21 protein-coding genes and 1 riboswitch are annotated in these 24413 nt (G+C 60.3%); of the genes, 11 read left to right on the top strand and 10 right to left on the bottom strand.

All coding sequences use genetic code 11. The annotated features are described in order from the left end of the window. Positions 1-37 precede the first annotated feature (37 nt). Positions 38-658, bottom strand: coding sequence for a PH domain-containing protein (locus VSX42_RS05490; protein ID WP_326503327.1), 621 nt, complete (start codon positions 656-658; stop codon positions 38-40). 76 nt (positions 659-734) lie between these two features. On the opposite strand from VSX42_RS05490, the gene VSX42_RS05495 reads away from it, so the two are divergent. After that, positions 735-2486 carry an ABC transporter ATP-binding protein gene (locus VSX42_RS05495; protein ID WP_326503328.1) on the top strand — a complete coding sequence of 584 codons (1752 nt, stop codon included), beginning with the start codon at positions 735-737 and terminating at the stop codon, positions 2484-2486. Between the two features lie 205 nt (positions 2487-2691). Here the strand turns inward: VSX42_RS05495 and VSX42_RS05500 are convergent, their stop codons facing one another. Continuing rightward, positions 2692-3654, bottom strand: a complete 963-nt coding sequence (locus VSX42_RS05500; protein WP_326503329.1) for an NAD(P)-dependent oxidoreductase — start codon at positions 3652-3654, stop codon at positions 2692-2694. A 111-nt stretch (positions 3655-3765) separates the two neighbouring features. Next, on the bottom strand, positions 3766-4422 hold the full coding sequence (locus VSX42_RS05505; RefSeq protein WP_326503330.1) for a helix-turn-helix domain-containing protein: 657 nt from the start codon (positions 4420-4422) through the stop codon (positions 3766-3768). Between the two features lie 72 nt (positions 4423-4494). Between VSX42_RS05505 and cls the strand changes: the two genes are divergently transcribed. Beyond that, a complete protein-coding gene (gene cls / locus VSX42_RS05510; protein ID WP_418950775.1) occupies positions 4495-6006 on the top strand; it encodes a cardiolipin synthase in 1512 nt (503 codons plus the stop codon). A 93-nt stretch (positions 6007-6099) separates the two neighbouring features. Here cls and VSX42_RS05515 read toward each other — a convergent pair whose 3' ends face one another. Next, positions 6100-7566: an LLM class flavin-dependent oxidoreductase gene (locus VSX42_RS05515; protein WP_326503332.1), complete on the bottom strand. Its 1467-nt coding sequence runs from the start codon at positions 7564-7566 to the stop codon at positions 6100-6102. Positions 7567-7675: 109 nt separating this feature from the next. Continuing rightward, positions 7676-7776, bottom strand: a riboswitch (SAM riboswitch). Positions 7777-8065: 289 nt separating this feature from the next. Here VSX42_RS05515 and VSX42_RS05520 point away from each other — a divergent pair. Together VSX42_RS05520 and VSX42_RS05525 are read left to right on the top strand one after the other, a co-directional pair. Further along, the gene (locus VSX42_RS05520) at positions 8066-8752 is read left to right on the top strand and encodes a nitroreductase (RefSeq protein WP_326503333.1); all 687 of its coding nucleotides are present in this window, start codon (positions 8066-8068) and stop codon (positions 8750-8752) included. Positions 8753-8791: 39 nt separating this feature from the next. Next, a complete protein-coding gene (locus VSX42_RS05525) occupies positions 8792-9805 on the top strand; it encodes an NAD(P)-dependent alcohol dehydrogenase (RefSeq protein ID WP_326503334.1) in 1014 nt (337 codons plus the stop codon). Between the two features lie 74 nt (positions 9806-9879). On the opposite strand, the gene VSX42_RS05530 is transcribed toward VSX42_RS05525, so the two are convergent. Further along, positions 9880-10449 carry a helix-turn-helix domain-containing protein gene (locus tag VSX42_RS05530; RefSeq protein ID WP_326503335.1) on the bottom strand — a complete coding sequence of 190 codons (570 nt, stop codon included), beginning with the start codon at positions 10447-10449 and terminating at the stop codon, positions 9880-9882. An 88-nt stretch (positions 10450-10537) separates the two neighbouring features. On the opposite strand from VSX42_RS05530, the gene VSX42_RS05535 reads away from it, so the two are divergent. The 6 genes from VSX42_RS05535 (at position 10538) to VSX42_RS05560 (ending at position 17480) form a co-directional block, all read left to right on the top strand. Further along, a complete protein-coding gene (locus VSX42_RS05535) occupies positions 10538-11023 on the top strand; it encodes a flavin reductase family protein (protein ID WP_326503336.1) in 486 nt (161 codons plus the stop codon). Positions 11024-11054: 31 nt separating this feature from the next. Continuing rightward, positions 11055-12392: an NtaA/DmoA family FMN-dependent monooxygenase gene (locus VSX42_RS05540; RefSeq protein WP_326503337.1), complete on the top strand. Its 1338-nt coding sequence runs from the start codon at positions 11055-11057 to the stop codon at positions 12390-12392. Between the two features lie 239 nt (positions 12393-12631). After that, entirely contained in the window at positions 12632-13528 is an 897-nt protein-coding gene (locus VSX42_RS05545; protein WP_326503338.1) for a type IV toxin-antitoxin system AbiEi family antitoxin domain-containing protein, read from the top strand. A 359-nt stretch (positions 13529-13887) separates the two neighbouring features. Beyond that, complete coding sequence (locus VSX42_RS05550; protein ID WP_326503339.1) at positions 13888-15996, top strand: AMP-binding protein; 2109 nt, start codon at positions 13888-13890, stop codon at positions 15994-15996. A 281-nt stretch (positions 15997-16277) separates the two neighbouring features. Further along, positions 16278-16952 carry a hypothetical protein gene (locus VSX42_RS05555; protein ID WP_326503340.1) on the top strand — a complete coding sequence of 225 codons (675 nt, stop codon included), beginning with the start codon at positions 16278-16280 and terminating at the stop codon, positions 16950-16952. A 90-nt stretch (positions 16953-17042) separates the two neighbouring features. Beyond that, positions 17043-17480 carry a gamma-glutamylcyclotransferase family protein gene (locus VSX42_RS05560; RefSeq protein ID WP_326503341.1) on the top strand — a complete coding sequence of 146 codons (438 nt, stop codon included), beginning with the start codon at positions 17043-17045 and terminating at the stop codon, positions 17478-17480. 333 nt (positions 17481-17813) lie between these two features. On the opposite strand, the gene VSX42_RS05565 is transcribed toward VSX42_RS05560, so the two are convergent. The 5 genes from VSX42_RS05565 to VSX42_RS05585 form a co-directional block, all read right to left on the bottom strand. After that, the gene (locus VSX42_RS05565; RefSeq protein ID WP_326503342.1) at positions 17814-18251 is read right to left on the bottom strand and encodes a GNAT family N-acetyltransferase; all 438 of its coding nucleotides are present in this window, start codon (positions 18249-18251) and stop codon (positions 17814-17816) included. Between the two features lie 129 nt (positions 18252-18380). Then, positions 18381-19130 (bottom strand): amino acid ABC transporter ATP-binding protein, encoded by a 750-nt coding sequence (locus VSX42_RS05570; protein ID WP_326503343.1) that lies wholly within the window; start codon positions 19128-19130, stop codon positions 18381-18383. After that, positions 19123-19800, bottom strand: a complete 678-nt coding sequence (locus VSX42_RS05575; protein WP_326503344.1) for an amino acid ABC transporter permease — start codon at positions 19798-19800, stop codon at positions 19123-19125. Before VSX42_RS05575 ends, VSX42_RS05570 begins: the two co-directional genes overlap by 8 nt. 56 nt (positions 19801-19856) lie before the next feature. Continuing rightward, positions 19857-20684 (bottom strand): transporter substrate-binding domain-containing protein, encoded by an 828-nt coding sequence (locus tag VSX42_RS05580; protein WP_326503345.1) that lies wholly within the window; start codon positions 20682-20684, stop codon positions 19857-19859. 40 nt (positions 20685-20724) lie between these two features. Further along, positions 20725-21861, bottom strand: a complete 1137-nt coding sequence (locus VSX42_RS05585; RefSeq protein ID WP_326503346.1) for a PLP-dependent aspartate aminotransferase family protein — start codon at positions 21859-21861, stop codon at positions 20725-20727. A 301-nt stretch (positions 21862-22162) separates the two neighbouring features. Here VSX42_RS05585 and VSX42_RS05590 point away from each other — a divergent pair, with 301 nt between their 5' ends. Further along, positions 22163-24385, top strand: coding sequence for a ZmpA/ZmpB/ZmpC family metallo-endopeptidase (locus tag VSX42_RS05590; RefSeq protein ID WP_326503347.1), 2223 nt, complete (start codon positions 22163-22165; stop codon positions 24383-24385). The last annotated feature ends 28 nt before the right edge of the window (positions 24386-24413 follow it).

Consider the following 24413-nt stretch of genomic DNA (forward strand, 5'->3'; position numbering starts at 1 on the left):
GAATAGAGAAGGCAGAACCTCCCGGCTCACCCTGAGCCTAGAAAACCAGACCCGCTACTGCTGCTAGAAGCAGAAGGACGAAGATAGCCGCCCCGACAGCGTCCACCCGCGATTCCTGCCGAGGCGAGACCCCCTCCAGGGCGGCGTCCTCAACCAGCTCCTGCCAGTAGCCGCGCACCACCAGGGCAACGGCCCCCGCCGCTGAATTCGGCAGGTCCGAAGCCCGGATAGAGCGTTCCGCACCGTAGGTAATAGCGGGCAAACGCTCAAGGTCTTGACGGTGGGCAGAAAGGGACGCCACCATCCCGCTTGACGGCAGACCAAAAGCCTGAAAGCGCTTGGACGGCGTTACCAGAGTTAGGTGGTACCTGGTCGAGACATCGATGAGGGCCGCGTAATTGACCGTATGCGTCACAAAGGGGTTATAGATGGTGAGCTCATCAGCGCCCACCACCAGCCGAGAGCGGCCCAGCACGTACCAGACAGTGTAGGCCATCCAGAGCGCACCCCAACCGCCGGTCAGCAGGGCCGAAAGGCCACCGCTAACAGCTAAGGCCACCAGCACGCTCGCTGCAACCAGCACAGCGCACCAGGTATAGAAAGGGGCGGTTTTCACGCGAAAGGTCACCGGAGGGTTCTGCAAATACTGAGACTTCATAGTCTCTCGATTCTCTCAGATGAGACAGCTCCACCCCACTAACTTCTACAGAAACAACCAAGAGTTGGGAAAACCAGTGAATACACCAACCACTCAGCCAACCGGCGCCCAGCCGGTCCTCGAAGTCCGCGACCTCAGCGTTGACTTCGGCGTCGAACGTACCTGGGTTCCCGCCGCTATGAACCTCAACTACGAGGTGCATGCCGGTGAGGTCCTCGCCATTGTGGGTGAATCCGGCTCAGGTAAGTCAGTTTCGTCCATGGGTATGATCGGGCTGCTGCCCAAGAACGCCCGCGTCACCGGCTCTGTTAAACTCAACGGCCGCGAACTCGTTGGCCTATCCAACACAGAGCTGCTCGGTGTGCGCGGTGAAGAAGTCGCCGTGATTTTCCAGGAGCCCATGACCGCCATGAACCCGGTCATGACCGTGGGCGACCAGATTGTTGAAACCCTGCGCCTGCATAAGAACATCTCGCCGGCAGAGGCCAAAGAAGAAGCCATCAAGATGCTTGAGATGGTCGAAATGCCCGACCCCGTCAAGGCTTTCAACTCCTACCCCCACCAGATGTCGGGCGGCCAGCGTCAGCGCGCCATGATTGCCCAGTCGCTTTCGACCAACCCCAAGCTGCTGATTGCCGACGAGCCCACCACGGCGCTCGATGTGACCGTACAGGCTGAAATTCTTGAGCTCATGCGTAACCTGCAGAAGAAGCTCAACTCAGCCATCATCCTGATTACCCACGACATGGGTGTGGTCGCTGACCTCGCTGACCGCGTAGCGGTCATGCGTCGCGGCCAGATCGTTGAGACCGGCGAGATTCACGAGGTCTTCAACAACCCCCAGCACGAGTACACCCAGGCCCTGCTGGGCGCTGTGCTCCACCTGGGTGGCGACGAAATCGACGTGAATGCCGCCATTGACGACGCCGCCGAACACCAGCGTCCGGCCACCGCCCTTCTGGAACAGGTTGCCCCCCAGCGCACCGGCGAGGTTATCCTCTCTCTCAAGGACGTTGCCCTCGAGTACCCCAAGCAGGGTCGCGTTGGTCCCTTCCGCGCTGTCACCGGCGCCAACCTCGAAATCCGTGCCGGTGAGGTACTGGGTCTTGTGGGTGAATCGGGCTCCGGTAAGTCCACCATCGGCCGTGCCACCGTGGGCTTCCTGCAGGTCGCCGAAGGTGAGCTGAACGTCTGCGGCGTTGATATGCGCAAGCCCAGCCGCAAGGACCTGGCCGAGGTACGCAAGCACGTGGGCATGGTCTTCCAGGACCCCTCATCCTCCCTCAACCCCCGCCTGCCCATCGGCGAATCCATCGGTGAACCCATGATGCTGGCCGGTGTCGCCAAGGGGGCCGAACTGCAGAAGCATATCGAAGAGCTCCTCGACCGTGTAGAGCTTCCTCGCTCCTACCGCAACCGCTACCCGCACGAGCTCTCCGGCGGTCAGAAGCAGCGCGTCGGTATCGCCCGCGCCCTCTCCCTCAAGCCCAAGCTGCTCATTGCGGACGAACCCACCTCGGCTCTGGACGTATCGGTGCAGGCACGTGTGCTTGAGCTCTTCCAGGAGCTCCAGGAAGAAATGGGCTTCGCCTGCCTCTTCGTCACCCACGACCTGGCAGTCATCGACGCCCTGGCCGACCGTATCGCGGTGATGCGCCGCGGCGAAATCGTAGAGCAGGGGCCGCGCGAGCAGATTCTGCGCCACCCCCGCGAGGTCTACACCCAGCGCCTGCTGGCCGCTGTGCCGCTGCCTGACCCGGACGCCCAGGCTGAGCGCCGCGAACTGCGCGCCAAGCTGCTGGATGAAACCGGCCACGTCGTCAGCTAAACACAACTAAAAGGAGCTCCACCAGATTCTGGTGGAGCTCCTTTTGTGTATGTGGGTAGTACGTAGTCAACCGGCCCAGGCCAGGGGTGGGGTAGGGAGCTACGTCCGCTGGCTCGGGGCTGGCGTGAATCACGACGAGCCGCCAGGCGAGGAGTGAGAGGGTCGGCGGACGTAGCGCCCTACCCTACCCCTTAACTTCCCTCCTCTAATTCATCTTGTTGCGCCACTCAGCGTCCTTACCCGCGCGGGCATCGCGCAGGGCCTGCAGGTTCTGCTTGATGAGAGCTTCGGGCTCGACGGGGCGGCCGCCCGCTGAGTGGGGGGTGATGACAATGTTCTTGGCGTCCCACAGGGGGTCGCTAGCGGGCAGGGGCTCTTCGACGACAACGTCGACGGCGGCGCCGGCGATACTGCCTGAGTTGAGGGCTTCAATCAGGTCTGCCTCGTTAACGGTGGGGCCGCGACCGACGTTGATGACGTAGGCACGCTGGGGCAGCTTGGCCAAGCGAGCGGCGTCGAGGGAGTTCTTGGTTTCCTCAGAGTTGGGCAGGATCATGACCAGGATGTCGGTGGTTTCTAGGACCGAGTCGATGTCGTCGGTGGCGACCACGGGGAAGCCCGCGCGCTCACCAGCAGAACGGGCAATACCGGTGACGTCGGCCCCGAAGGCATCGAAGAGGCGGGCGGTTGCCTGGCCAATGGAGCCAAAGCCCCAGATGGTGACCTTGGCGCCGAGCAGGGTGGTGACCTGGTCAGCGGGGTGGAGTTCCTGGGGGCCGCCGAGTTCGGTGGCCCAGTTCTTCTGTGCCTGGTGCTCGGCCAGGGTGGGTAGGAAGCGCACAAAGTTGAGGGCCAGGGCCAGGGTGTGCTCAGCAACGGTCTTTGAGTGCAGACCACTGCCGGAGGCGATGACGGCTTCGGGGCGGAAGCCCGCGGCCCGTGCCTGATCGGGGCCAGCCAGCAGGGCCTGAACCAGCTCTACCTGCTGGAGGTGGGCGGCGGCGTCCTTGAGCTGGTCGTTGGTGTTGCCCCATGCCACCAGCACATCGGCGTCATGGTGTTCGGGGGCGATATTAACTGCCGGGTCGTAGCTGATGAGCTCGTCGCCGTCCTCAGCTCCCAGTGCGCTCTGGTCGAGGGTGATTGATGTGGGCAGAAGAATCTTCATGGTCTACTCCTTTGTTCCAAGTTTTAGGCGCGGGGGCACCCATTAGCCACTTTACCCCTGTAGAGCCCTGCGGGGGTCTACCCGTGACGTAGCATGACGGACGGGCCGCGGCTAATCCTCGCGCAGCAGGTGGCGGAAGGTCTGCACGGCCTCGCTGATAATCTCATCGCGTTCTTCACCCTCGGGGACGCCGCGGGTGTAGTCCAGGTAGCGGAGCAGAGCCGAGGTGATACAGAGAGCCGCACGCAGGCGGGGTTCTGAGGTGCCCGCGTCCGCCTCGCTCTCGGGCAGGTAGGGCCAGGGGCCGCGGCGCCCACTCGCGCTGAACTCCACCCAGTTGACGGTGCGAAGCAGGTCAGCCAGGATCTTTTCACACTCAATATGGTGGGTTTTCAGGCGGTAGCGCAGTTCCGGGTATTCCTGCACTAGGGGGCGCACCTGCGGGTAGGTGGGGCTGTCGACCGAAGCGACCATAATATCGAGCATCAGGTGGGCGACGCGTTCGAAGATGTAGAGGTCCTGGCGGGCAGCATCGCGTTGCAGGATGTCATCGGTGATGACGGGGGCGCGCAGGCCCAGCACGGCGTCCTCCTTACTGGCGAAATAGTTGAAGAGGGTGCGGGGGCTCACCCCGGCACGCTCAGCGATCTCATCGGTGGTGGTGGCTTTGAGGCCCTTTTCTTGCACCAGGGTGAGGGCGGCCTCGTGGATAGCGGTGTGGGTTCGCTCGCGGCGCTGCTGGCGCACAGACTTCTCGGGTTTCTTCACACCACCAGTCTATTGCAGGGGCAGGTACAGATTTGGACATACAACCCCCACGAAGCTAGCTGCCCCGGTAAAATGAAAAAGGTGAACCTAGGTATTCCTCCCCTGATTGACTTGCTGAACCTCCCGCAGTGGGCTTCTATTACCCTGCTGGTGGTTGACCTGCTGATTCGTCTGACCGTGATTTTCTGGCTACCCTATAACCGCAAACCGGTGGTGGCGCTCGGCTGGCTGATGGCGATTTTCTTTATCCCCTTTGTGGGTCTCTTCGCCTTCTTGGTGTTTGGCTCCAACCTGGTGCCCCGGCACCGCCGTAGCCGTCAGCGCAGCATGAACCAGATCATTAAAGAGGCCATTCAGGGGGATGACGCAGTGCTGGGCGACCCGGTGCTCTCTGAGCCTGCGCGGGTGGCAGCTAACCTCAACTACAAGCTCGGTGCCCTGCCGCTGATTGGCGGCAACGACTTCGAGCTGCGCCACGATAACAATGCGGCCCTGCAAGAAATTGCCGAGAAAATCGATCAGGCTAAGAAGTACGTTCACTTCGAGTTCTACATCACCGCCCTCGATTCAACCACCGAGCCCCTCTGGGATGCCCTGGTGCGCGCCCATCAGCGCGGGGTTGCGGTGCACGTGCTCATTGACCATATCGGCTCCCGCAAGTACCCCCGCTGGCGGGAACTTCAGCGCAAGCTCAACGATACCGGGGTGCCCTGGCGACTTATGCTCCCCCTCAAGCCCTGGAAGGGCCAGTGGCAGCGCCCCGACCTGCGCAACCACCGCAAGATTGTGGTCATTGACGGCGAGATTGCCTTCTCAGGCTCCCAGAACGCCATCGACCGCACCTATAATCTCAAGGGCAACATCAAAAAGGGTCTGGAGTGGAAGGACCTCTCATTCTTCTGCACCGGCCCTGTGGTGCACGAGCTCAACGCGGTATTCATCTCTGACTGGTACGCCGAGACCAAGGAACTCCTACTCGATGAAATCGACGCTGACATCGAAGCCCACGACGAGGCAGGGCAGGAGGGCCAGCGTCCGCTCGCCCAAATCGTACCTTCTGGCCCCGGGTTCGAAACCGAAAATAACCTGCGCCTGATCAACCACCTGATTTACAACGCAGAAGACCGCATCATCATCTGCTCCCCCTACTTCGTGCCCGAAGAAACTCTGCTGCAGGCGCTCACCAATATGGCGCTTTCGGGTATCGACGTAACCCTGATTGTCTGCGAGAAGGGCGACCAGTTCCTGCCGATTATGGGCCAGCGCTCCTACTACGAGCAGCTACTCCGTTCGGGTGTGAAGATTCAGCAGTACCCTGGCCCCACCGTGCTGCACTCCAAGTTCATGATTGTGGACGACGAAATTACCTTCATCGGTTCCTCCAACATGGACCCCCGTTCCTTCGCCCTCAACTTTGAGGTTTCCACCTTCATCGTGGGTAAGCCCATGGTGCAGGAACTCGAAGAAGTTGCCCGGGACTATATCTCCCGCTGTAAGCGCCTGCGCTATGACGAGTGGGTCAACCGCCCCACCCACCAGAAGATTGCCGAGAACTTCTGCCGTCTGTGGAGCGCCCTGCTCTAACCGTCGGCACGGCTGAAAGAAGATAAGGACGCCCCCCGCACTCCCCTGCCCGTTGGCAGGAAGGCGCGGGGCAGCGGCCTGGCATCTGCAGAACTAGTGGCCTGCGGCCTCTGCCTTCTCAGCCTTCTCAATCGCCAGCTTGAGGAAGTCACGGGCCGGGGTGTCGGCGGCGGAGGGCTTGCCCGCGTAGGCGCCGCGGTACTTGGCAGCGGGGTGGCGCTCGTCCACGTACTTGTTGCCCTCACCGAAGAGGCTCTCGCGCAGGGTGGAGCCCTCATAGGCGGTGCGGTAGCGGCCACGCTTCTGCAGTTCGGGGACCACGAACTCAACGAAGTCTTCGAAGGATCCGGGAGAAACGTGGTAGGCCAGGTTGATGCCGTCCAGACCACCCTCGTCAATCCACTTCTCCAGCTCATCGGCAACGGTCTGGGGGGAGCCCACCAGAACCGCCCCCATACCGCCGGTGGCGCAGTGCTCGGCGATGTCCTTGCGGGTCCACTCCTTCTCCTTATCCTGCAGGGTAAATGGGGTCAGGAAGGACTGAATCGACTCGGTCTCAACGTACTTGAGAGCCTCTTCCTCATCGAACTGATTCAGGTCAAGACCGCTCCAGCCGCCGATGATGCCCTGAGATGCCTCAACGTTCTGGTACTTGAGGTACTCAGCGTACTTGGCCTGAGCCTTCTCGTCGGTCTCATCCACGACAACGGAGAGCATAGCCAGAATCTTCACGTCATCGCGCTTGCGGCCGGCCTTTTCAGCCTCGTTGCGGATACGCTCGGTCAGCACCTTAGTCAGGTGGGGGCGCAGAGCGGTGATGAAGATAGCCTCGGCGTGCTGGCCAGAGAAAGCCTGGCCGCGGGAGGACGCACCGGCCTGGAAAATCACGGGAGTGCGCTGGGGTGAAGGCTCAGTCAGGGCGATGCCGGGTACCTGGAAGTACTTGCCCTTGTGCAGGATGGGGTGCACCTTAGAGGGGTCAGCGAAGACGCCGTTTTCACGGTCGCGGGGCACAGAGCCGTCCTCCCAGGAGCCTTCCCACAGCTTGTAACAGACATCGAGGAACTCTTCGGCAATCTCGTACCGCTTATCGTGCTCAATCTGACCGGGTAGACCCTGGTTCTCAGCAGCGGACTGTAGGTAGGAGGTCACCACGTTGAAGCCCACGCGGCCGCCGGTCAGGTGATCCAGGGTGGAGTAGGAGCGGGCCAGGGTGTAGGGCTGGTTGTAGGTCACGGCGGCGGTAACACCAAAGCCCAGGTGCTCGGTTACAGCAGCCATAGCAGAAATCTGCAGGAAGGGGTCACCCACAGGAACCTGGGCACCGTCCTTGAGTACGGGAGCTACTGAATCCTTGTAGACGTCGTAGACGCCCACCACGTCAGCGATAAATACAGCGTCGAACAGACCCTTCTCGCAGACCTTCGCCAGATCAGTCCAGTACTTAATGGTGTTATACTCATCCGCCCGGTTACGGGGGTGGCGCCACAGGCCAAAGCTCTGGTGGCTAGTGGTGGTCATATCGAAGGCGTTGACAACGATGCGCTTCTTCTCGGTCATAAACCGGGCCCTTTCACAAATAGTGCTTGGCCCTTCGCGCCCGTGCTGCCACCGGCGTCCTTACCCAAAAGTAAAAGGCGCCGAGCCTTCGCGAAGGTGGCGCCTGGGTGCGCCGTACTTGCATTACTGCCTGATCCTCATCTGGGGCACCCCGCTACGGGAGAGGGTTGCCGCCCAACTAGCCAGAGCTTGACGTTAGGACTCATGATCTTAGGTTTTAGTGTACACAACACCACGGTGACCGCAGGCACAAGCATGAAGATATTGCCGAACATGACGAAAGGTGTAGATATTACGACCTGGATTGACCTCCCATACATATTATTTCCCCTGCGTTACCGGTGGAGATGCTATACCGAAAGCCTGGCAGATACAGGCATAGCGGTGTGATCCACAGTATATCTAGCTCTTATGCGCGGTATTTATACCAGGGTATAAAAATGGAAATATCCTCCATATATTTATGGAGATAATCTCCACTTAATGCTAAGGTGAAAACATGACGACGACTCAACAGCTCTCAGACTTCATCCGCAGCCGCCACTCACCCCGTCAGTTCCTCCCCGAGCCTATCCCCGCGCCTACCCTCCGCCAAGTCCTCGAAGATGCCCAAAGTGCGCCATCCAACTCCAACACCCAACCCTGGAACATCCACATCGTCTCTGGCGCCACCAAAGACCGCGTCACCCAGGCGATGATTGCCGACCTTGAAGCCGGCAAATTCCACCCTGATTTCAACACCGACTACGGTACCGATACCTACCTACGCCGCTCCCAGGAGCTTGCAGCCTCCACCTACCTCGCACAGGGCGTAGCCCGCAACGACACAGAAGGCAGAGTCGAAGTAATCCGCAAGAACCTGCGCTTCTACGACGCACCTCACGCCGTTTTCCTCTTCATGCCCATGATGGGCGACGGCATTCGCGCCAGTGGCGACCTCGGCATGTATGCCCAGAATTTCCTACTCTCACTGACCGCTCACGGCTACCACGGCATTCCTCTGGCATCTGCCGCCATGTTTCCTGATACGGTGCGTGAGATTCTGGAGGTACCAGCGGAGTTTAAGCTCCAGTTTGCCCTCGCCATCGGCAAGGGCGACCCCACCTCACCCCTCTACAACGCAGGGGTGGGACGCGTGCCCCTCAGCGAATCCGTTACCCTGCACGATACTCCCGGCGTACTCTAATCCCACAGATTTTCTACTATCAATAACCCAAGGAGAATAATGCGAGCCTGGCAACTCAAAGACTTCGGTATCGACTCCCTTGAACAGGTCGATATCAACAAGCCCACCATCAACGACCACCAGATTCTCATCAAGGTGAACGCAGTTTCCCTCAACTACCGCGACAAAGCAATCGTTGAGGGCAACTACACCCCCGACCTCATCACCTTCCCCATCATTCCTGTCTCCGACGCCTCCGGCGAAGTAGTTGAGATAGGATCTGCCGTCACACGGTTTAAGGTAGGAGACCGCGTTACCTCCCACATGTTCACCACCTGGCTCGACGGAAAACCCCAGGGAAACGAGGTAGAACACGCACTGGGCGCAACCATCGATGGCGGCCTTGCCGAATACATGGTACTGAACGAGGATGCCACCGTACACACTCCCAGCACCCTCAGCGACAAGGAAGCATCCACCCTGCCCGTCGCGGCCTTCACTGTCTGGTTCTCTCTCGTGGAGTACGGCAGTATCAAGGCAGGTGACCGAGTCCTTGTTCTCGGGACCGGCGGTGTCTCCATCTTCGCTATCCAAATTGCTTCCGCTCTCGGGGCAGAAGTTATCGTCACCAGTAGCAGTGACGAAAAACTAGAGAAAGCCCGCAAGCTCGGTGCAACACACACCATTAACTACAGCACAACCCCCAACTGGGAGGACCAGATTCTGGCCCTCACCGGCGGTCAGGGCGTTGAACACATTATTGAGGTAGTAGGTGGGTCAAGCATCAACAAGTCCATCAAGGCGCTTGCCTTCCAGGGAAACATCTATGTTATCGGCTTCCTAGATGATATGAACGCTCAGGTAAATCTCTTTGACCTGCTAGCCAAGCAAGCGAAACTCCAGGGCATTAACGTGGGTCATCACCGCGCCTTTGAGGATTTCACCCGCGCACTCAACCAGCTTGATATTAAACCTGAAATCGACTCTGTCTACTCCTTTGACGAGGCTAAGACCGCCTACCAGCGCCTCTTTGATGGAGCACTAGGCAAAGTCGTCATCGACTTCACCCGCTAACCCCGCCTAAGGAACACCAAAGAGCCCCACCCGACTCAACGGGTGGGGCTCTCCTCGTTGCCTCCAGCCCCCTTCTAGCGCAGCCAGCCGCTTGCCAGCAGGTCAAAGAGACGCTCTGGCTCATCAGAGTGCCGGGCAGCCCACGCTATGCCCAGAGTCGCCAAATACAGATCTTTACCGGTGACATCCTCCCGCACATAGCCGTCCGCCTGGGCTGCCGCCAGCAGGGTATCCAGCTGGCTAATCACGTCCTGGCACGCCATACCTAGCGGGGAGGATGCCTCATCCACCGCCGTGCGCATAGGCTCCGTTAGCCCCTCATAGGTGCCAAACCAGCGGGCAGTCGCACGCAACCAAATCTTAAGAACCTCTAAGGAATCTTCACCGCGTGCCAGCGAATCAGCAGCAGGCTCCGGCGCACCCATACCCTGCGATTCCAGCACAGCCGCTACCAGGGCAGGGCGGTTAGGGAAATTACGGTAGAGCGTACCCGCACCCACACCCGCCTGCTTGGCAACGGCGTCCATAGAGATATTGACGCCCTCCTTCTCGAAAGCCACGCGGGCAACCTCAAGAATTTTTTCGCGGTTGCGCAGGGCATCAGCGCGGGGTTTACGGGCCTGGGGGGCAAGTGTTTGTGTCATGTTCCCTATCCTACACTTGATAAACGGAAAAAGTCTCCGTATAGTTACAAACATAAACGGAAAACTTCTCCACTTAGAAAGGTTAAGCATGACAACAACAGCAATAGACCCCCGCGAACTCCGCACCACCTTCGGTGCCTACCCCACCGGCATCGCCCTCACCGCAGGCCACACCAACGGCACACCCGCCGGCATGCTTACCAACTCCTTCACCACCATCTCCCTCGATCCACCCCTTATCAGCGTCAGCTTCGCCAAAACCTCCACTACCTGGCCTGACCTCAGCAAACTACCCCAGCTCGGCATCAGCATCCTCGCCGCAGACGATCTAGAAAACGCCAACCTCCTCCGCCGTGCCACCCAAGACCGTTTCAAAGACATTACCTACACCACCCACGACGGCGGCGCCCTCACCCTCCCCGGCGCAGCAGCCCACCTCATCGTAGAGCCCTACCAAACCATCGAAGCAGGCGACCACATCATCGCCCTCTACCGCGTCCTCGACCACCACCGCGCCGACGACACCCAACCCCTCATCTTCCACAACAGCACCATGCGACCCCTCGCAGCCTAAAAAACACCAACCAACAGAAAGAGAAAAAATCATGGCAGACAAAAAGAAAATGCTCATCGGCATGCAAATGGGCAACGGCTACGGCTCACAGGTCACCGCCTGGAACTTCCCCGGAGTAGACCCCCACAACTACGCCAACCTCGACTCCCATGTGCGCTACGCCCAGAAAGCAGAACGCGGCCTCTTCCAGTTCATCTTCTTCCCCGACTCCCCCAACGAATCCCAGGCCTCCGACCAGGTAGCACCCCAGATGACCCTGGACCCCGTGGTCACCATGGCAGCCATTGCCCGCGGCACCGAACGCATCGGCCTAGCCGCCACCGCCTCCACCCAGTGGAACGAACCCTACAACCTCGCCCGCCAGTTCAAGGCACTCGACGTCATGAGCGGCGGTCGTATCGGCTGGAACGCCGTCACTGGCTCAGACCCCCGCGGTGCCGCCAACTTTGGCCAGGAAATGAAATCCTCTGAAGAACGCTACGGCCGCGCCCACGAATTCGTACAGATCGTGCAGGGCCTCTGGGGCTCCTGGGGCAAGGACACCTGGGTAGCCGACAAGGACAAGGGCATCTTCGCTGACCGCCGCAAGATTCAGCCCGTCAACCTCCAGGGCCGCTACCTGGCCTCCGCAGGCCCCCTGCCCATCCCGCCCTCCAAGCAGGGCCAGCCCGTCATCTTCCAGGCAGGCGGCTCCCCCAACGGCCTTGCCATGGCAGGCCGCTACGCCAACGCCGTCATCGGCGCAACCTTCACCATTGAGGACTCCATCCGCCAGCGTCAGGCAGTGCGCGACGCCGCCGAACGCGCAGGCCGCAACCCCGACGAAATCAAGTTCTTCGCCGGCGTCATGCCCACCATTGCCGCCACCAAGCGCGAGGCACTCGACCGCCGCGGCCTGCTGGTTGAACCCCAGATTCACCAGCGCGTGGGCTACCTGGGCATGATGTTAGGAATCCCGCTCAGCTCCTCAGATCTGGACAAGCCCATCGATCCCGCCCAGCTGGCCCATGCCCGCCCCAACCCCGGCGACCCCCGCTCCGCTAAGGCCCTTGAGATTGCCCGCGAAGGCTGGACCGTGCGCGATATTCTCTACCACGGCATCATTGACTTCCACCCCTCCCCCATCGGCCCGGCTGAGGTAACCGCTGACCACATGACCGAATGGTTCGAAGCTGGTGCGGCAGACGGCTTCTGGTTCTCCCCCGACGTCTACGAGGACGGCATCGATGCCTTCGTCGATGGTGTTGTACCGATCCTGCAGGAGCGCGGCCTCTTCCACACCGAATACGAAGGTGAGACCCTCCGCGAGCATCTGGGAGCACCGGACCAGTACGGCCTGGCGGAGCACCTGCTAGAGGCTCGTGGCTAAGCCTCTCACCGTTGAGGGTAATGCTCATTGCCATCAGCGCGGACAGTTCTCACGCAGATGGCAATGAGCGTTACATTCACGTCCGCCACCGCCGCATAATCAACACCGCCGCGCACCCGCGTCACGTTCGCGACACATTAATCGCCCGCAGCAAATACTCACTGGTTTAGATAAAAAGTTATCCACAGATTGCCTCGTAGCTCTTGCCATGTCAGCTTTCCAGGGCAAAAGTCGCTCCCATGGAACAGCTTTTCAACGACATCAAAACATCCCCCGAACTAAGGCACGAGGGCATCAGCCCCTCCACTATCCGCCGACGCTGCGCTCAAGGCAGGCTCATCCGCATCATGCCCAATGCCTATGTTGGCGCACACCAATGGGTTCAATGGGACGAGACAACCCGTACCAAAGCCCGCCACGTCAGCTTCATAAAAACGCACCAACATTATGTACTCAGCCATGTATCCGCAGCGCTTTGGTGGGACGCACCCCTATTGCGGCTTCCGCGCAAAATTTGGGTGAGCCACCCTGCCTCTACGGTACGCTCGCGGCCGCAGGTGCATGTCAGCCGGGGGAGAGAAGATATATGTGCTGAAAGCATCTTCCATCGCGGAGTCTTTGTCACCCTACCGCTGCAGACGGTGCTCGACTGTGCCATGACGCTCCCCCTACTTGATGCCCTGTGCGTTGCTGACTACTTTCTAAATCGAGGGCTTGTGTCTATGGAAAGTCTGCGGGAAGCTATCACGCTACTGAAGGGCAAGGGCGTATGCACTGCCCGTGCGGTGGCCGATTTAATGAGTGATAAAGCTGAATCACCAGCAGAAACTATTGCTCGCTACCGCATTCTGACTTGGGGTTTTGCCCCACCACAGGAACAAGTGAGCATTCAGGTTGGTAGCTCTGTGTACCGTCCTGATTTTCTATGGGAGCGGTATAGGGTCATTCTGGAGGTTGATGGCAACGTGAAATATGACGGTAGCCATGGCAATCCGGTTCATGTAATCAGGCGGGAGAAGCAACGGCATCGGGCTCTTGAGCAACTCGGGTACCGGGTGTTGCGGGTGACCTGGGACGATATTATGCGGTCACCCGAGACCTTCCGTGCCCTGTTACTGAACGCTGGGGTACGTTAGCAGGGCCGCAGGTATGGAACAGGTGTGGAATGAAACCTACTTATGTATAGGTATGACAGTTGAGTGTGGCGGTAAGTGCCATCAGCACGGAAGGTTCTCGTGCAGATGGCAATTGCCGCTACATACAAGAATGGGGGGCGGACGGACGCGCGTCACGCGGCGTCATAAACGTTAAGGGGCGTCACGGTTTAGTAACAGTGGCTCGCAGATGCTTACCCTGAAAGAGATTTTGTCCATCAAGAGCGATACGAGAGACCTGGCTCTACGACGATCGCAGCAACCACGCCGAACAAGCCGCCCACGGGCGTCCTGCGAGAACCGGCGCCGGTGCTACAGCCAGCTACCGATGGGAGATACCCTTGGGCGCACCTGCCGACTTCGTGTACACCGACCCTTTCAATCCCACGCCCAACCCGGCACTCATCTCAGACGAGGCCCGCATCCAGTTCTGGGCTGACCAGGCTAAAGCCCGCCTGACTTGGGGTGAACTCTTCGATGAGGCCAACCCCCACACCTTTGCCAAGCCGCAGAGCCTAGGCCTCGATGATGAGGGTATCGAGCAGTTCACCGTGCCCGAGATTAAGTGGTTCGAGGGCGGCAAACTCAATGTTGCCTACAACTGCGTAGACCGCCACGTCGAAGCGGGTAAGGGCGATAAGGTAGCCCTCTACTTCGAGGGTGAACCCGGTGACCGCGAGGCCATCACCTACGCTGAGTTGCAGCGCCGTATCACCAAAGCAGCCCACGGCCTGGAGAAGCTGGGCATCACCCAGGGTGACCGTGTGGTCATTTACCTGCCGGTCATCCCCGAAACCATCATCTTCACTCTAGCCTGCGCCCGCATTGGTGCTATCCATTCCCTGGTCTTTGGCGGTTTCTCCGCCGAGGCCCTGAAGTTCCGGGTGGAAGATACCGGCGCTAAGGTGCTCATTACCACCGATGGGCAGAACCGCCGCGGCACCGTCGTACCGGTCAAGGCAACCGCCGATGAGGCCTGCGCAGGTGAGAACAACATCGAGCACGTCATTGTCATTGACCGCGCCGCTGGCACCCCCGAAGCCCACGCCGCCGTGCCCTGGACCGAGGGGCGCGACATCTGGTACCACGACCTGGTTGATAACCTGCCCGACACTCACGACTACCAGCTCTTTGACGCTGAGACCCCGCTCTTCATCATCTACACCTCCGGTACCACCGGTAAGCCCAAGGGCCTGGTACACACGTCCGCTGGCTACCTGACCCAGGTGGCCTACACCCACGCCTTGCTCTTCGACCTGCTCCCCGAGATTGAGGACGAGCAGGGCCAGCGCCGCGTGGACGAACTGGCAACCGTCAACGACCCCGCCAAGGTTGAGAACACCGTTCACTGGTGCACCGCCGACCTGGCCTGGGTCACCGCCCACACCTACGAAATCTACGGGCCGCTACTGAACGGGGTCAGCCAGGTCATCTATGAAGGTACGCCTAACACTCCTACTTTTGAGCGTCACTTTGAGGTTATTGAGCGCTACGGGGTAACTAACTACTACACCGCTCCCACCCTAATCCGCTCCCTCATGGGCGCCTTCCCCGACGGCCCGCCCGCCGGCAAGTACGACCTCTCGTCGGTGCGCCTGCTGGGGTCGGTGGGCGAGTCTATTAATCCGGAGGCTTGGCGCTGGCTACGCACCCATGTAGGTAGCGGTACCGCCAGCTTCATCGATACCTGGTGGCAGTCAGAGACCGGTTCGACGGTCTGCTCCCCTCGCCCCCACGACCCCCAGTTCGCACCCACTGGCACCTTCGCGGACGACGCCCCCCACACGGCGTCCAAGCCCGGCTGTGCGACCCGGGCGGTTCCGGGTATCTCAACCCGCGTGGTCGACGAACAGGGGGCCGACGTTGAGCCCGGCCTGCAGGGCTTCATTGTGGTCGATAAGATTGGCCCCTCAATGGCTCGAACGGTCTGGGGCAACCCGCAACGCTACCTGGATTCCTACTGGCGCCACTATGGCGAGCGCGGCTGGTTCCTGGCCGGGGACGGAGCTAAGGTCGATGATGAGGGCGATGTCTATATTCTGGGTCGTATCGACGATGTTATTAACATTTCGGGCCACCGCCTGTCGACCATTGAGATTGAGTCTGCCCTGGTCACTCACGAAGCCGTAGTTGAGGCGGGGGTCTGCCCGGTAGAGGACGAGCTGACCGGCCACCAGGCGGTTGCCTATGTGACCCTGTCTGAGGCCGGCCGGGCCCTGAGCGCCGAAGAGCTCAAGAAAGCGCTGACCGAGCACATCCGCCACGAGATTGGCCCCATTGCCAAGCCCAAGGACGTCATTGCGGTAGCTGATATCCCTAAGACCCGGTCGGGCAAGATTACCCGCCGTCTGCTCGGGGAGCTCTATCAGGGCCGGGCCCTGGGCGATACCTCGTCTCTGCAGAACGAGGAGGCTCTGGGAGCTATCGCTGCGGTACTGGCTGCCCGTTAGAGCAGGTACGAGGGGGTATTCACCCGATTCAGCGCGACACGTCCACTATTTCACTTGGGCATATTTTATTAAGTCCGGTATTGAGCTAAAGTGGCGGGTTACTACCTTTAGAATGGAAGGGTTCTGTCACTCGCAACTCAAGGATATCCATGTCTACTTCTTCTATTTCTCGTAGAAATCTTGCTAAAGGCGCAGCGTGGTCAGCACCTGCTGTTCTTGCAACATCCACTTTCCCCGCTTACGCGGCATCTCCCGTTCAGTGCCCTTCAACAGGGCAACCGGTGTATGTCGGTGCAGCTAAATTCCACTGGGGCACTGTACCCAACCAAACTAACCAGCGCCAGCAGCTGCTGCTGTTCTCGCGTCTACGGATTCAGAATGTATCGGTAGGTAGCATTACCAGCGTTAAGGTTGATTATGTCATCCAGCAGCGTGCTGATGGCACCACTCGTCCTGGTGCTCCCCTGGCAACCGCCGCTGGCAGCGACTTCGTCAACGGGCGTACCTACTTCGGTACTCAGACCGGTCTGACAACTAAAGGAGCTACTGGCATCCTGACTCAGACCGCTACCGACCAGACCGTTTACTTCGGTACGTCTGGGTCAACTGCAGTCTATGATCCTGCATCAACTAGCGGCACTCCTTACACTACCTATACCCTCAGCTATGAGCTTTCAAACTTTAGCGATGCCTACTACACCGCAGGCTCTAATGATTGTAATGCTGTTTTTGATACGGGGAACGGTGATCTGAATTCGCTGCAGAATCTTGGGTCAGCGATAGAGATTAACTGGACCGGTCAGCGCTCCCCTTCATCTCTTAGCGCCGATGACCTGCACATTGCAGCGCATTGGACCTACACCTTAGCGGACGGCCGCACCTATGAGGTTGTACAGAGCGTGCTACCTACTCAGCCTGCGCTGAATACTAACTACTTCGCATCGACAGGTTGGTAAATTTCCGAGCTGTGTTAAAGTGACGGTTTTGGGTTAAGAACGGCTGGTTTTAATCCAAAACCGTCATTTTTAGTTTTAGGGTAAAAATATATGACCAGGCACCTTCCCGTTTTTGTTTACGGCACCTTGCGCCCCGGCGGTAGCAATGAGCACGTCTTCGGGTCAGCTGCCCGTACCCACGTCCCTGCTACTCTTGCGGGCTTTGAGATGGTCAGTAATAGCTCCTACCCCTATATTCTCTCGGCTCAGGCAGGGGCGGACGGCGCGCCGCCGTTGATTACTGGCACGCTGGTTTTTATAGCGGCATCGGACTGGTCTACTACTGTAAACTGCCTGGACGAGTTAGAGGGAACCGACCCGCGCCGTCCCATCTCGGATGCCAACCTCTACAACCGGGTGCAGAAAACCGTAACCGCAGCAGACGGAAGCGAACATACAGCCTGGGTCTATATACCCCCGAGGATTGCCCAGGCAGGGCTCAGACAACGCTATCGGTTGGTTGAAAGCGGCGATTGGTTCAAGCAGTAGGAAATACGTGTGCTCTACGGAGGGCAGGTGCACAATCTTTCAAGCTCTACTAGCGGCTGCAGGTTCGTACCCACGGCGCTTAGGTAAAGCCTGAAGGGTTAAACAGTGTAGAAAGCCGCTGGTCAGGCTGTAAAATCTAAGCTGCTTCACTCGCGTACGCTTAAGCAGTCCCTTACCCTGCCGTGAAAGGTTGCCTGTGCCATAGCTTGAACCGCATTTTTGGTTCCGCGTCATCAACGTGGCGGCAATCGTCACTAATGGCCTGCTGGGTGGGGCGGTTACACGCGCCCATCGCAAGGGGCGGGCTTAGAGTGTAGCATTCACCCCTTTAACCTAATCAAATGTAAATTTCGCCAGGGTCACGCAGCCGTAGCCCTCAACGGGCGCAAAGCCTCTGCCCCGGTAGAGGTCAATCACGTGCTGGTTGCTAGGGTGGGTGTCTGTGGTGATGTAGACCTGGCGGACGCCACCCACGGTCTCCAGCGCCATGTCGAGTAGGTGGGAGCCCAGGCCGGACTTCTGAAAGTCCGGGTTGATGAGTAGGTCTTGAATATAGCTGATGCTGACCCCATCACCGACAACCCGCACTAGCCCGGCGAGCCGGCCGGTGGCGTCCTCGCGGGCTACCGCCAGGTAGAGGCTACCAGCGCACATGGGCACCAGGTCTTCAGGGCGGTCGGTGTAAGCGCTCCACCCAACAGAGGTGTAGAGGTCAATCAACTCCTGCTGGCTAGGTACCAGACCTACTGAAAACGTAAAAGCGGTGTTCATGGGAAAAACTTTACCCCACCCTTTCTCTCTTCACCCTAGTGATTATCTCGGGGTGAAGAGAGAAAGGACGGGGTGAAGTCGGATCTGCGGCGCACAGGACGGTTCTAGCGCCCAGACAGCCCTAGCTCCTTAGATGCAGTAGTCCGTCATTTCAAAGATCTGCAGGAAGCGCTGGATGCGTTCGTTGTCGGAGGCGAAGAAGGCTTCGGGGGCACCGTTGTAGAGCACGCTGCCGCCGTCGAGGAAGACGATGCGGTCGGCGACCCGGCGGGCGAAGGCCATGTTGTGGGTAACAACCACCAGGGAGCGCTTTTCGCGGGCCAGGTCGATGAGCACACGAATAACCTCGGCTTCAAGCTCGGGGTCAAGGGCAGAGGTGGGTTCGTCAAAGAGCAGGTAATCAGGAGCTACAGCCAGGGCACGGGCGATGGCGACGCGCTGCTGCTGGCCGCCCGAGAGGTTATCGGGATAGGCGTCTGTTTTATGCCCCAAACCCACCTTCTCCAAGAGCTCGCGCGCAAGCTGGGCGGCGGCATCCTTACCCATCTTGCCGTTGAGCACCGGGGCCAGGGCCACGTTCTGCTCAGCGGTGTAGTGGGGGAAGAGGTTGAAGTTCTGGAAGACCATGGCCGAGTGCTTGCGGATGGTGCGTACTTGCTCGTCGCTCAGGTCGGCGGCGAAGTCCACCGAGTCGCCCTCGATGGTGAGGACGCCGGACTCGGGGGTTTCAAGCAGGTTGAGGCAGCGCAGGAGGGTGGACTTGCCGGAGCCGGAGGGGCCGAGAATAACCGTGGTTTCGCCGTTGTCGAGGTCGAGGGAGATGTCACGCAGAATGGTGTTCTCGCCGAAGCTTTTGGTGAGGTTCTTCAGGCTAAGCATTGACTGTCCTTATGTAACGGCTGGTGCGCTTCTCTAGGGCGCGCTGGGCGATGGAGAGAAGGGTGAAGATGACCAGGTAGATGGCGGCTACTTCAAGGTACATGGCCAGGGGTTCGAAGGTGCGAGCAGCGACCTGCTTGCCGGACTGGAAGAGGTCGACCATGGAGATCACCGAGACCAGGGAGGTACCCTTGACCAGGTCAATCAGGTCATTGCCCAGGGGCGGTAGGGCGATGCGGGTGGCCTGCGGGACGACGACGTGGCGCAGGGTCTGCATCTTGGTGAAGTTGAGGGTCTTAGCGGCCTCAAACTGGCCGCGTGGAATGGAGGCGTAGGCTGAGCGGAAGGTTTCAGCCACGTAGGCGCCGGTGTTGAGGCTGAGCGCGATGATGGCGGCGGGCCAGGTGCCAAGGGTGATGCCGATGCGGGGTAGCCCGTAGAACACCAGGAAGAGCTGCACTAGAAGCGGGGTGCCGCGGAAGAACCACACAAAGGCTGTGGCTAGCCAATTGAGCGGGTTGTAGCGGCTGAGGTTGCGGGCGGCGGTGGCCAGCAGACCCAGCACCAGCGCGAGGACGAAGGAGATGAGGGTCAGCGGGATGGTCACCTGCACGGTGGCCAGCAGCAGGGAGGGCAGGGATTGTGCCCAGAGTTCTAGGTAGCGGTCCATAGTGTTCTACGGGTTACTTTCGGTTCGGACGCCGGGGTTCGGCTAGCCGCGTGTGGCTAGGCCTTGGGGCTGAGGTCGATGCCAACGTACTTTTCGTAGATGGCCTTGAAGTCGCCGTTTTCAAGGTGCTTGGCGATGGAGTCGTTGATGGCGGTCTGCAGGGTGGTGGCGCCCTTGGGCATGAGGATTGAGGCCTGGGAGGCGTCGCCGAGCACACCGTCGAGCAGGCGGATGGGGGCGTCGGGGTGCTGCTCCTGATAGTAGGCGAAGGTGACGGCATCGTTACCGCAGGCGTCCACGCGGCCGGTGAGGACCTGCTCGATGGCTTCGTCGAAGCCGGTGACGATGGTCATCTGGGCGCCAGCTTCTTCGAGCAGGGTGCGGAAGTTAGAGGTCTCTGATGAGGCTGCGGTGGCGCCGTTGAGGTCGGCGATGGTCTGCAGGCTGGAGTCCTGCAGGACGGCGACCTTGCCTTCTGAGGCGACGTAGGGGTTGGAGAAGTCGTACTTCTGCTTGCGCTCTTCGGTGGGTGAGACGTTGTTGATGACGATGTCGTAGCGGTCAGCATCGACACCGGCGATCAGGGAGTCCCAGGGGGTTTCGGTGTATTCTGCGGTGACGCCCAGGTCGGCGGCGATGAGGTCGCCGATTTCCTTTTCTATGCCGACGAGTTCGCCGGCTTCGTTGTGGTAGTTCCAGGGGGCGAAGGTGCCTTCGAAGCCGATGCGGATCTTGCCGGCGTCCTTGATGGCCTGCAGCTTGTCGGCAGCTGCGGAGGATGAGCCGGAGGTGGTGGAGGATGAGGAGCCGCAGGCGGCCAGGGCCAGGGCGAGGGCGGACGCGCCAGCGGCAGAGAGCGCGGTACGGCGGGTGATGTTCTGCATGGGTTTACCTTTCGGTGGTGGTGTTTTGGAAAAGGAAAGTTTAGGCGGCGTCGAGGGCGCCGATGATATCGGCGCGCAGGTCCTCAACGTCCTCAATACCAACGGCTACACGCACCAGGCGGGTGGTGAGGCCAGCGTCGTCGCGGTCTTCTGGGGAGTAGGCGCCCTGGGTCATGGTGGTGGGCAGGCAGACCAGGGACTCGATGCCGCCGAGGGAGACGGCGAAGGTGAAGACCTGCAGGGCATCGAGGAAGGCCTTGATGTCGTAACCTTCTTTGATGGTGAAGGAGAAGAGGGCACCCTTGCCGGTGGCCTGTTCGGCCTGGATCTTAGCTTCTTCGGCGCTGTAGGAGCCGGGGAAGTAGACGGTGTCGACGGCGGGGTGGGCGGCTACTGCTGCGATGAGGAGGTCGGCATTGGCCTGTTGGCGTTCCATGCGCAGGGACAGGGTCTTGACGTTCTGCAGCAGACGGTAGGAGTCGATGGGTGAGAGCACGCCGCCAGAAATCAGCTGGGCCTTGAAGAGCTTGTCGGCCAACTCTGCGTTGTTGGTGGTGGCGACGCCCGCGAGCAGGTCGCCGTGACCCGCCAGGTACTTGGTGGCTGACTGCACCACGATGTCTGCACCCAGGTCGAGGGGCTTCTGCAGGTAGGGGGTCATGACGGTGTTGTCGACAACCAGCAGGGCACCGTGGCGGTGGGCCAGCTCGGCGACCTTCTTGATGTCGGTGACGCGCAGGGTGGGGTTGGAGGGGGTCTCGATAAAGACCATGCCCACGTTCTTGCCCTCAAAGTGGGCGTCGGAGAGGGTGGAGAGGTCGTAGACCAGCTCGTGCTCCACCCCGCGCTTGGGGAGTTCGATGGTGGCGAAGCGGTAGTTGCCGCCGTAGACGGGCATGCCCATGATGAGGGTCTGTCCGTGTTCCAGGATTCCCATAGCTGCGGCGGTGGCGCTCATGCCGGAGGCGTAGAGGAAGGCGTGCTCGGCGCCTTCGATGGCGGCGAGGGTAGTTTCTGCCTTGGAGCGGGTGGGGTTGCCGCCGCGCTGGTATTCGAAGGGGCCTTCGGTGCCGTCGGTGGGCTGGCCGAAGGTGGAGGCGGTGTATATCGGGGGCACGACTGCCTGCTCTTCGTTAGAGTGCACGGCGTGAATGGCGCGAGTGGTAAAGCCTGCCACGGTGATTCCTTTCGATATCAAGAAAAGCGTATCTGTAGAGCCTATACCGGCAATCTACAAGACAGAGAATTAATGTTACGCATTTATGACGTTACTCTTGGGCAAACACAAGAGATATAGCCAAGGGCACATCCGCGCCTGCCCACGAGCCTCATCGGCGCACCTCTCCTGCTCCCAGCCACCTCCAGCCGGTATTCTTAAAGGTAAGCGGTCAGGCATCGTTGCCAAGAGTTCTCTCCCCCTATTCAAAGAACACACACCGCCCACACATGTCCCTTCCACACTGAGGTCCAAACGCCCTATGCCCTCCTCCCCCATCCATCGCCGTACCCTCATTCACGGCGCAGCCTGGTCTGCCCCAACCATTATTGCCAGCTCGGCGGTGCCCGTCTACGCCGCCTCAACGCCGTCCGCCGACCCTTTTGCCTCCGTGGCAGCAGAACTGGGCGGCATCTCCTTCACCGAGTCACAGACCGTCTATGACTCGCTCTCACCCACCATTCGCTTTACCGACATCACCAACAAACGGCTGGAGATTTCCCGCCGCACCGGGCGTCCTTTCAACTCCGTGACCGAGGCAGAGGCCCGCGCCGAGCTACGCCCAGAGGTGCTCAAAGCTACCGGCCTTGAGAAGCAGTTCAACGTCTCAAAGTTCCTGGCCCAAAACACTCTCACCGCGATTGCCGCAAACCCTCTCTACGCCCATCTCTCGCCCCAAGAGCGCGAAACTCTGATTACCAATAAGGTCAGCCGGCGCAAAGAGCAGTTCCTGCTGGGCCTGGCCTACCTGCGGTCGCTCTACTCCTTCGAGCTAGACGGCGTGAATGTGGCCGAGGCCCTCATTGCCAACCCCGAGCAATTCGGCATCACCGGGGTTGACCCGATTGACTACATTCTCAATATCGGCTCCCAGCGGGCTAGCGCACTGGCCTTCAACAACTCCCCCGCTGCCCACCGCACCGTGGTGCGCCTGCCGGAGCTCACCAGCTTCATTGCCGACCGGGCGGGCACCAGCGACCTGGACGCCTGGATGCGCGAGCAGAGCGGGGCCATCATTGCGGACGCCGCCGCCCCGCTCTACAGCAAGCTGGCGGCAGACCCTGCCACCCAGCGCTTTATTCTGCCCCTGCTTTCGCAAGAGAATGACGGGGTCTATGTTGCAACCACCCCGGCCTCTATTACCTTCGGCCATACCTACACCTATGTAGACCCCGCCACCGCAGGTAGCAGCACCACTGAGAAGACCGCCTTCATCGACGAGCTCAACCGCCGGGCAGCCGAGCAGAACGCCTTTGTGGAACTCTGGACCCGCCTGACTCCCGCCTACGCCGGCGAGCTCACCGGAAACCGCCTGGCGATTGACACTTTCCAGGGTTACAAGGCCCAGAACATCTCAGCCTCCTGGCTGCCCAAGACCAATCCCGGGGCTATCAGCGACTTCTTCGCGCCCCTCAACCTCTGGGCGCCCTACACTCAGGCAGCCGCCCAGGCCGAGGGCACCGGCATGCGCTACTTCATGGGCAAGGCTATCTCGGCCAACGGTGTGACTACCTATGGCCACGAGATGACCCACCTGATCGATGACACCCTGCTCACCAAGGGCCACGGCCTGCGCGATGGAGTAGGCGGAGAAACCATAGCCCGCGGCATCTTCGAAGGCCCCGACGCCCCCACCTCAGCCATCGTTGGCTTCAACCAGTACTTCGACTGGACCTCGGTCGCCGACCGCCTGCACAACAGCAGTCCCGAGCAGTTCGCCACCAAGCAGGACCTCTCTGCCTACATGCGCCAGCAGCTCGACACCCTCTATCTGCTGGATGCCCTCGAGGCAGAAGCTATCCTGCGCTGCCAGGCCGAAGAGCGCGCCGTCCTGCTCAACCGCCTGAGCCAGACCCCGCGCGGCACCACCGGCCACACCGACGACACCTTCAGCGCCATCACCGTGGACGAAGCTGCCGCCCTCTCAACGGTGGAAGACTTTACTGCCCAGGGCCTGGTGGTATCCCGCTACCAGTGGCGCGGCATCAGCACCATTGGCACCGCACCGGCCAACAGCTACTACACCATCCCCCTGTTTGACCCGGCTTACGGCGCCTACACCCCCGCTACCGGGGCGCCCGGTGATATTACCGTCCGCCGTCAGGCCTTCGACCTGCTGGCCTACAAGGGCTACGACGAGGGCATGGTCCCCTACATCTCCAACCAGTACAAGGCCTCTGCAGGTGGGGCGCTCTCGGATAGCTTCATCATGGGGCAGATCGGCATTGCCGACTATGCCGCCGACCGCGCGGCCCGCTACCGCCAGGGGCTTGAGCGGGCGGGGGCGTCCGGGGTCTTCCCCTTCACCCACCGTGGCCAGACCATCGCCTCCCTCGACGACCTGCGGGCCCAGTTTGACCAGGCCCTCGCCGCCGACCTGCCCCACCTACAGCAGGCCCGGGCTGGCTCTACCAGCGCTATCTGGTCGGTGACTGCCGTGCGCGAGCTCAAGGCCTCCTTCTACCGGGCGGCTATGCAGCTCTAGAGCCCCCTAGCGTTAGAGCCCCAGGAAC

Origin of the sequence: Rothia nasimurium (genome assembly GCF_035916755.1) — a bacterium.
Lineage (GTDB): Bacteria > Actinomycetota > Actinomycetes > Actinomycetales > Micrococcaceae > Rothia.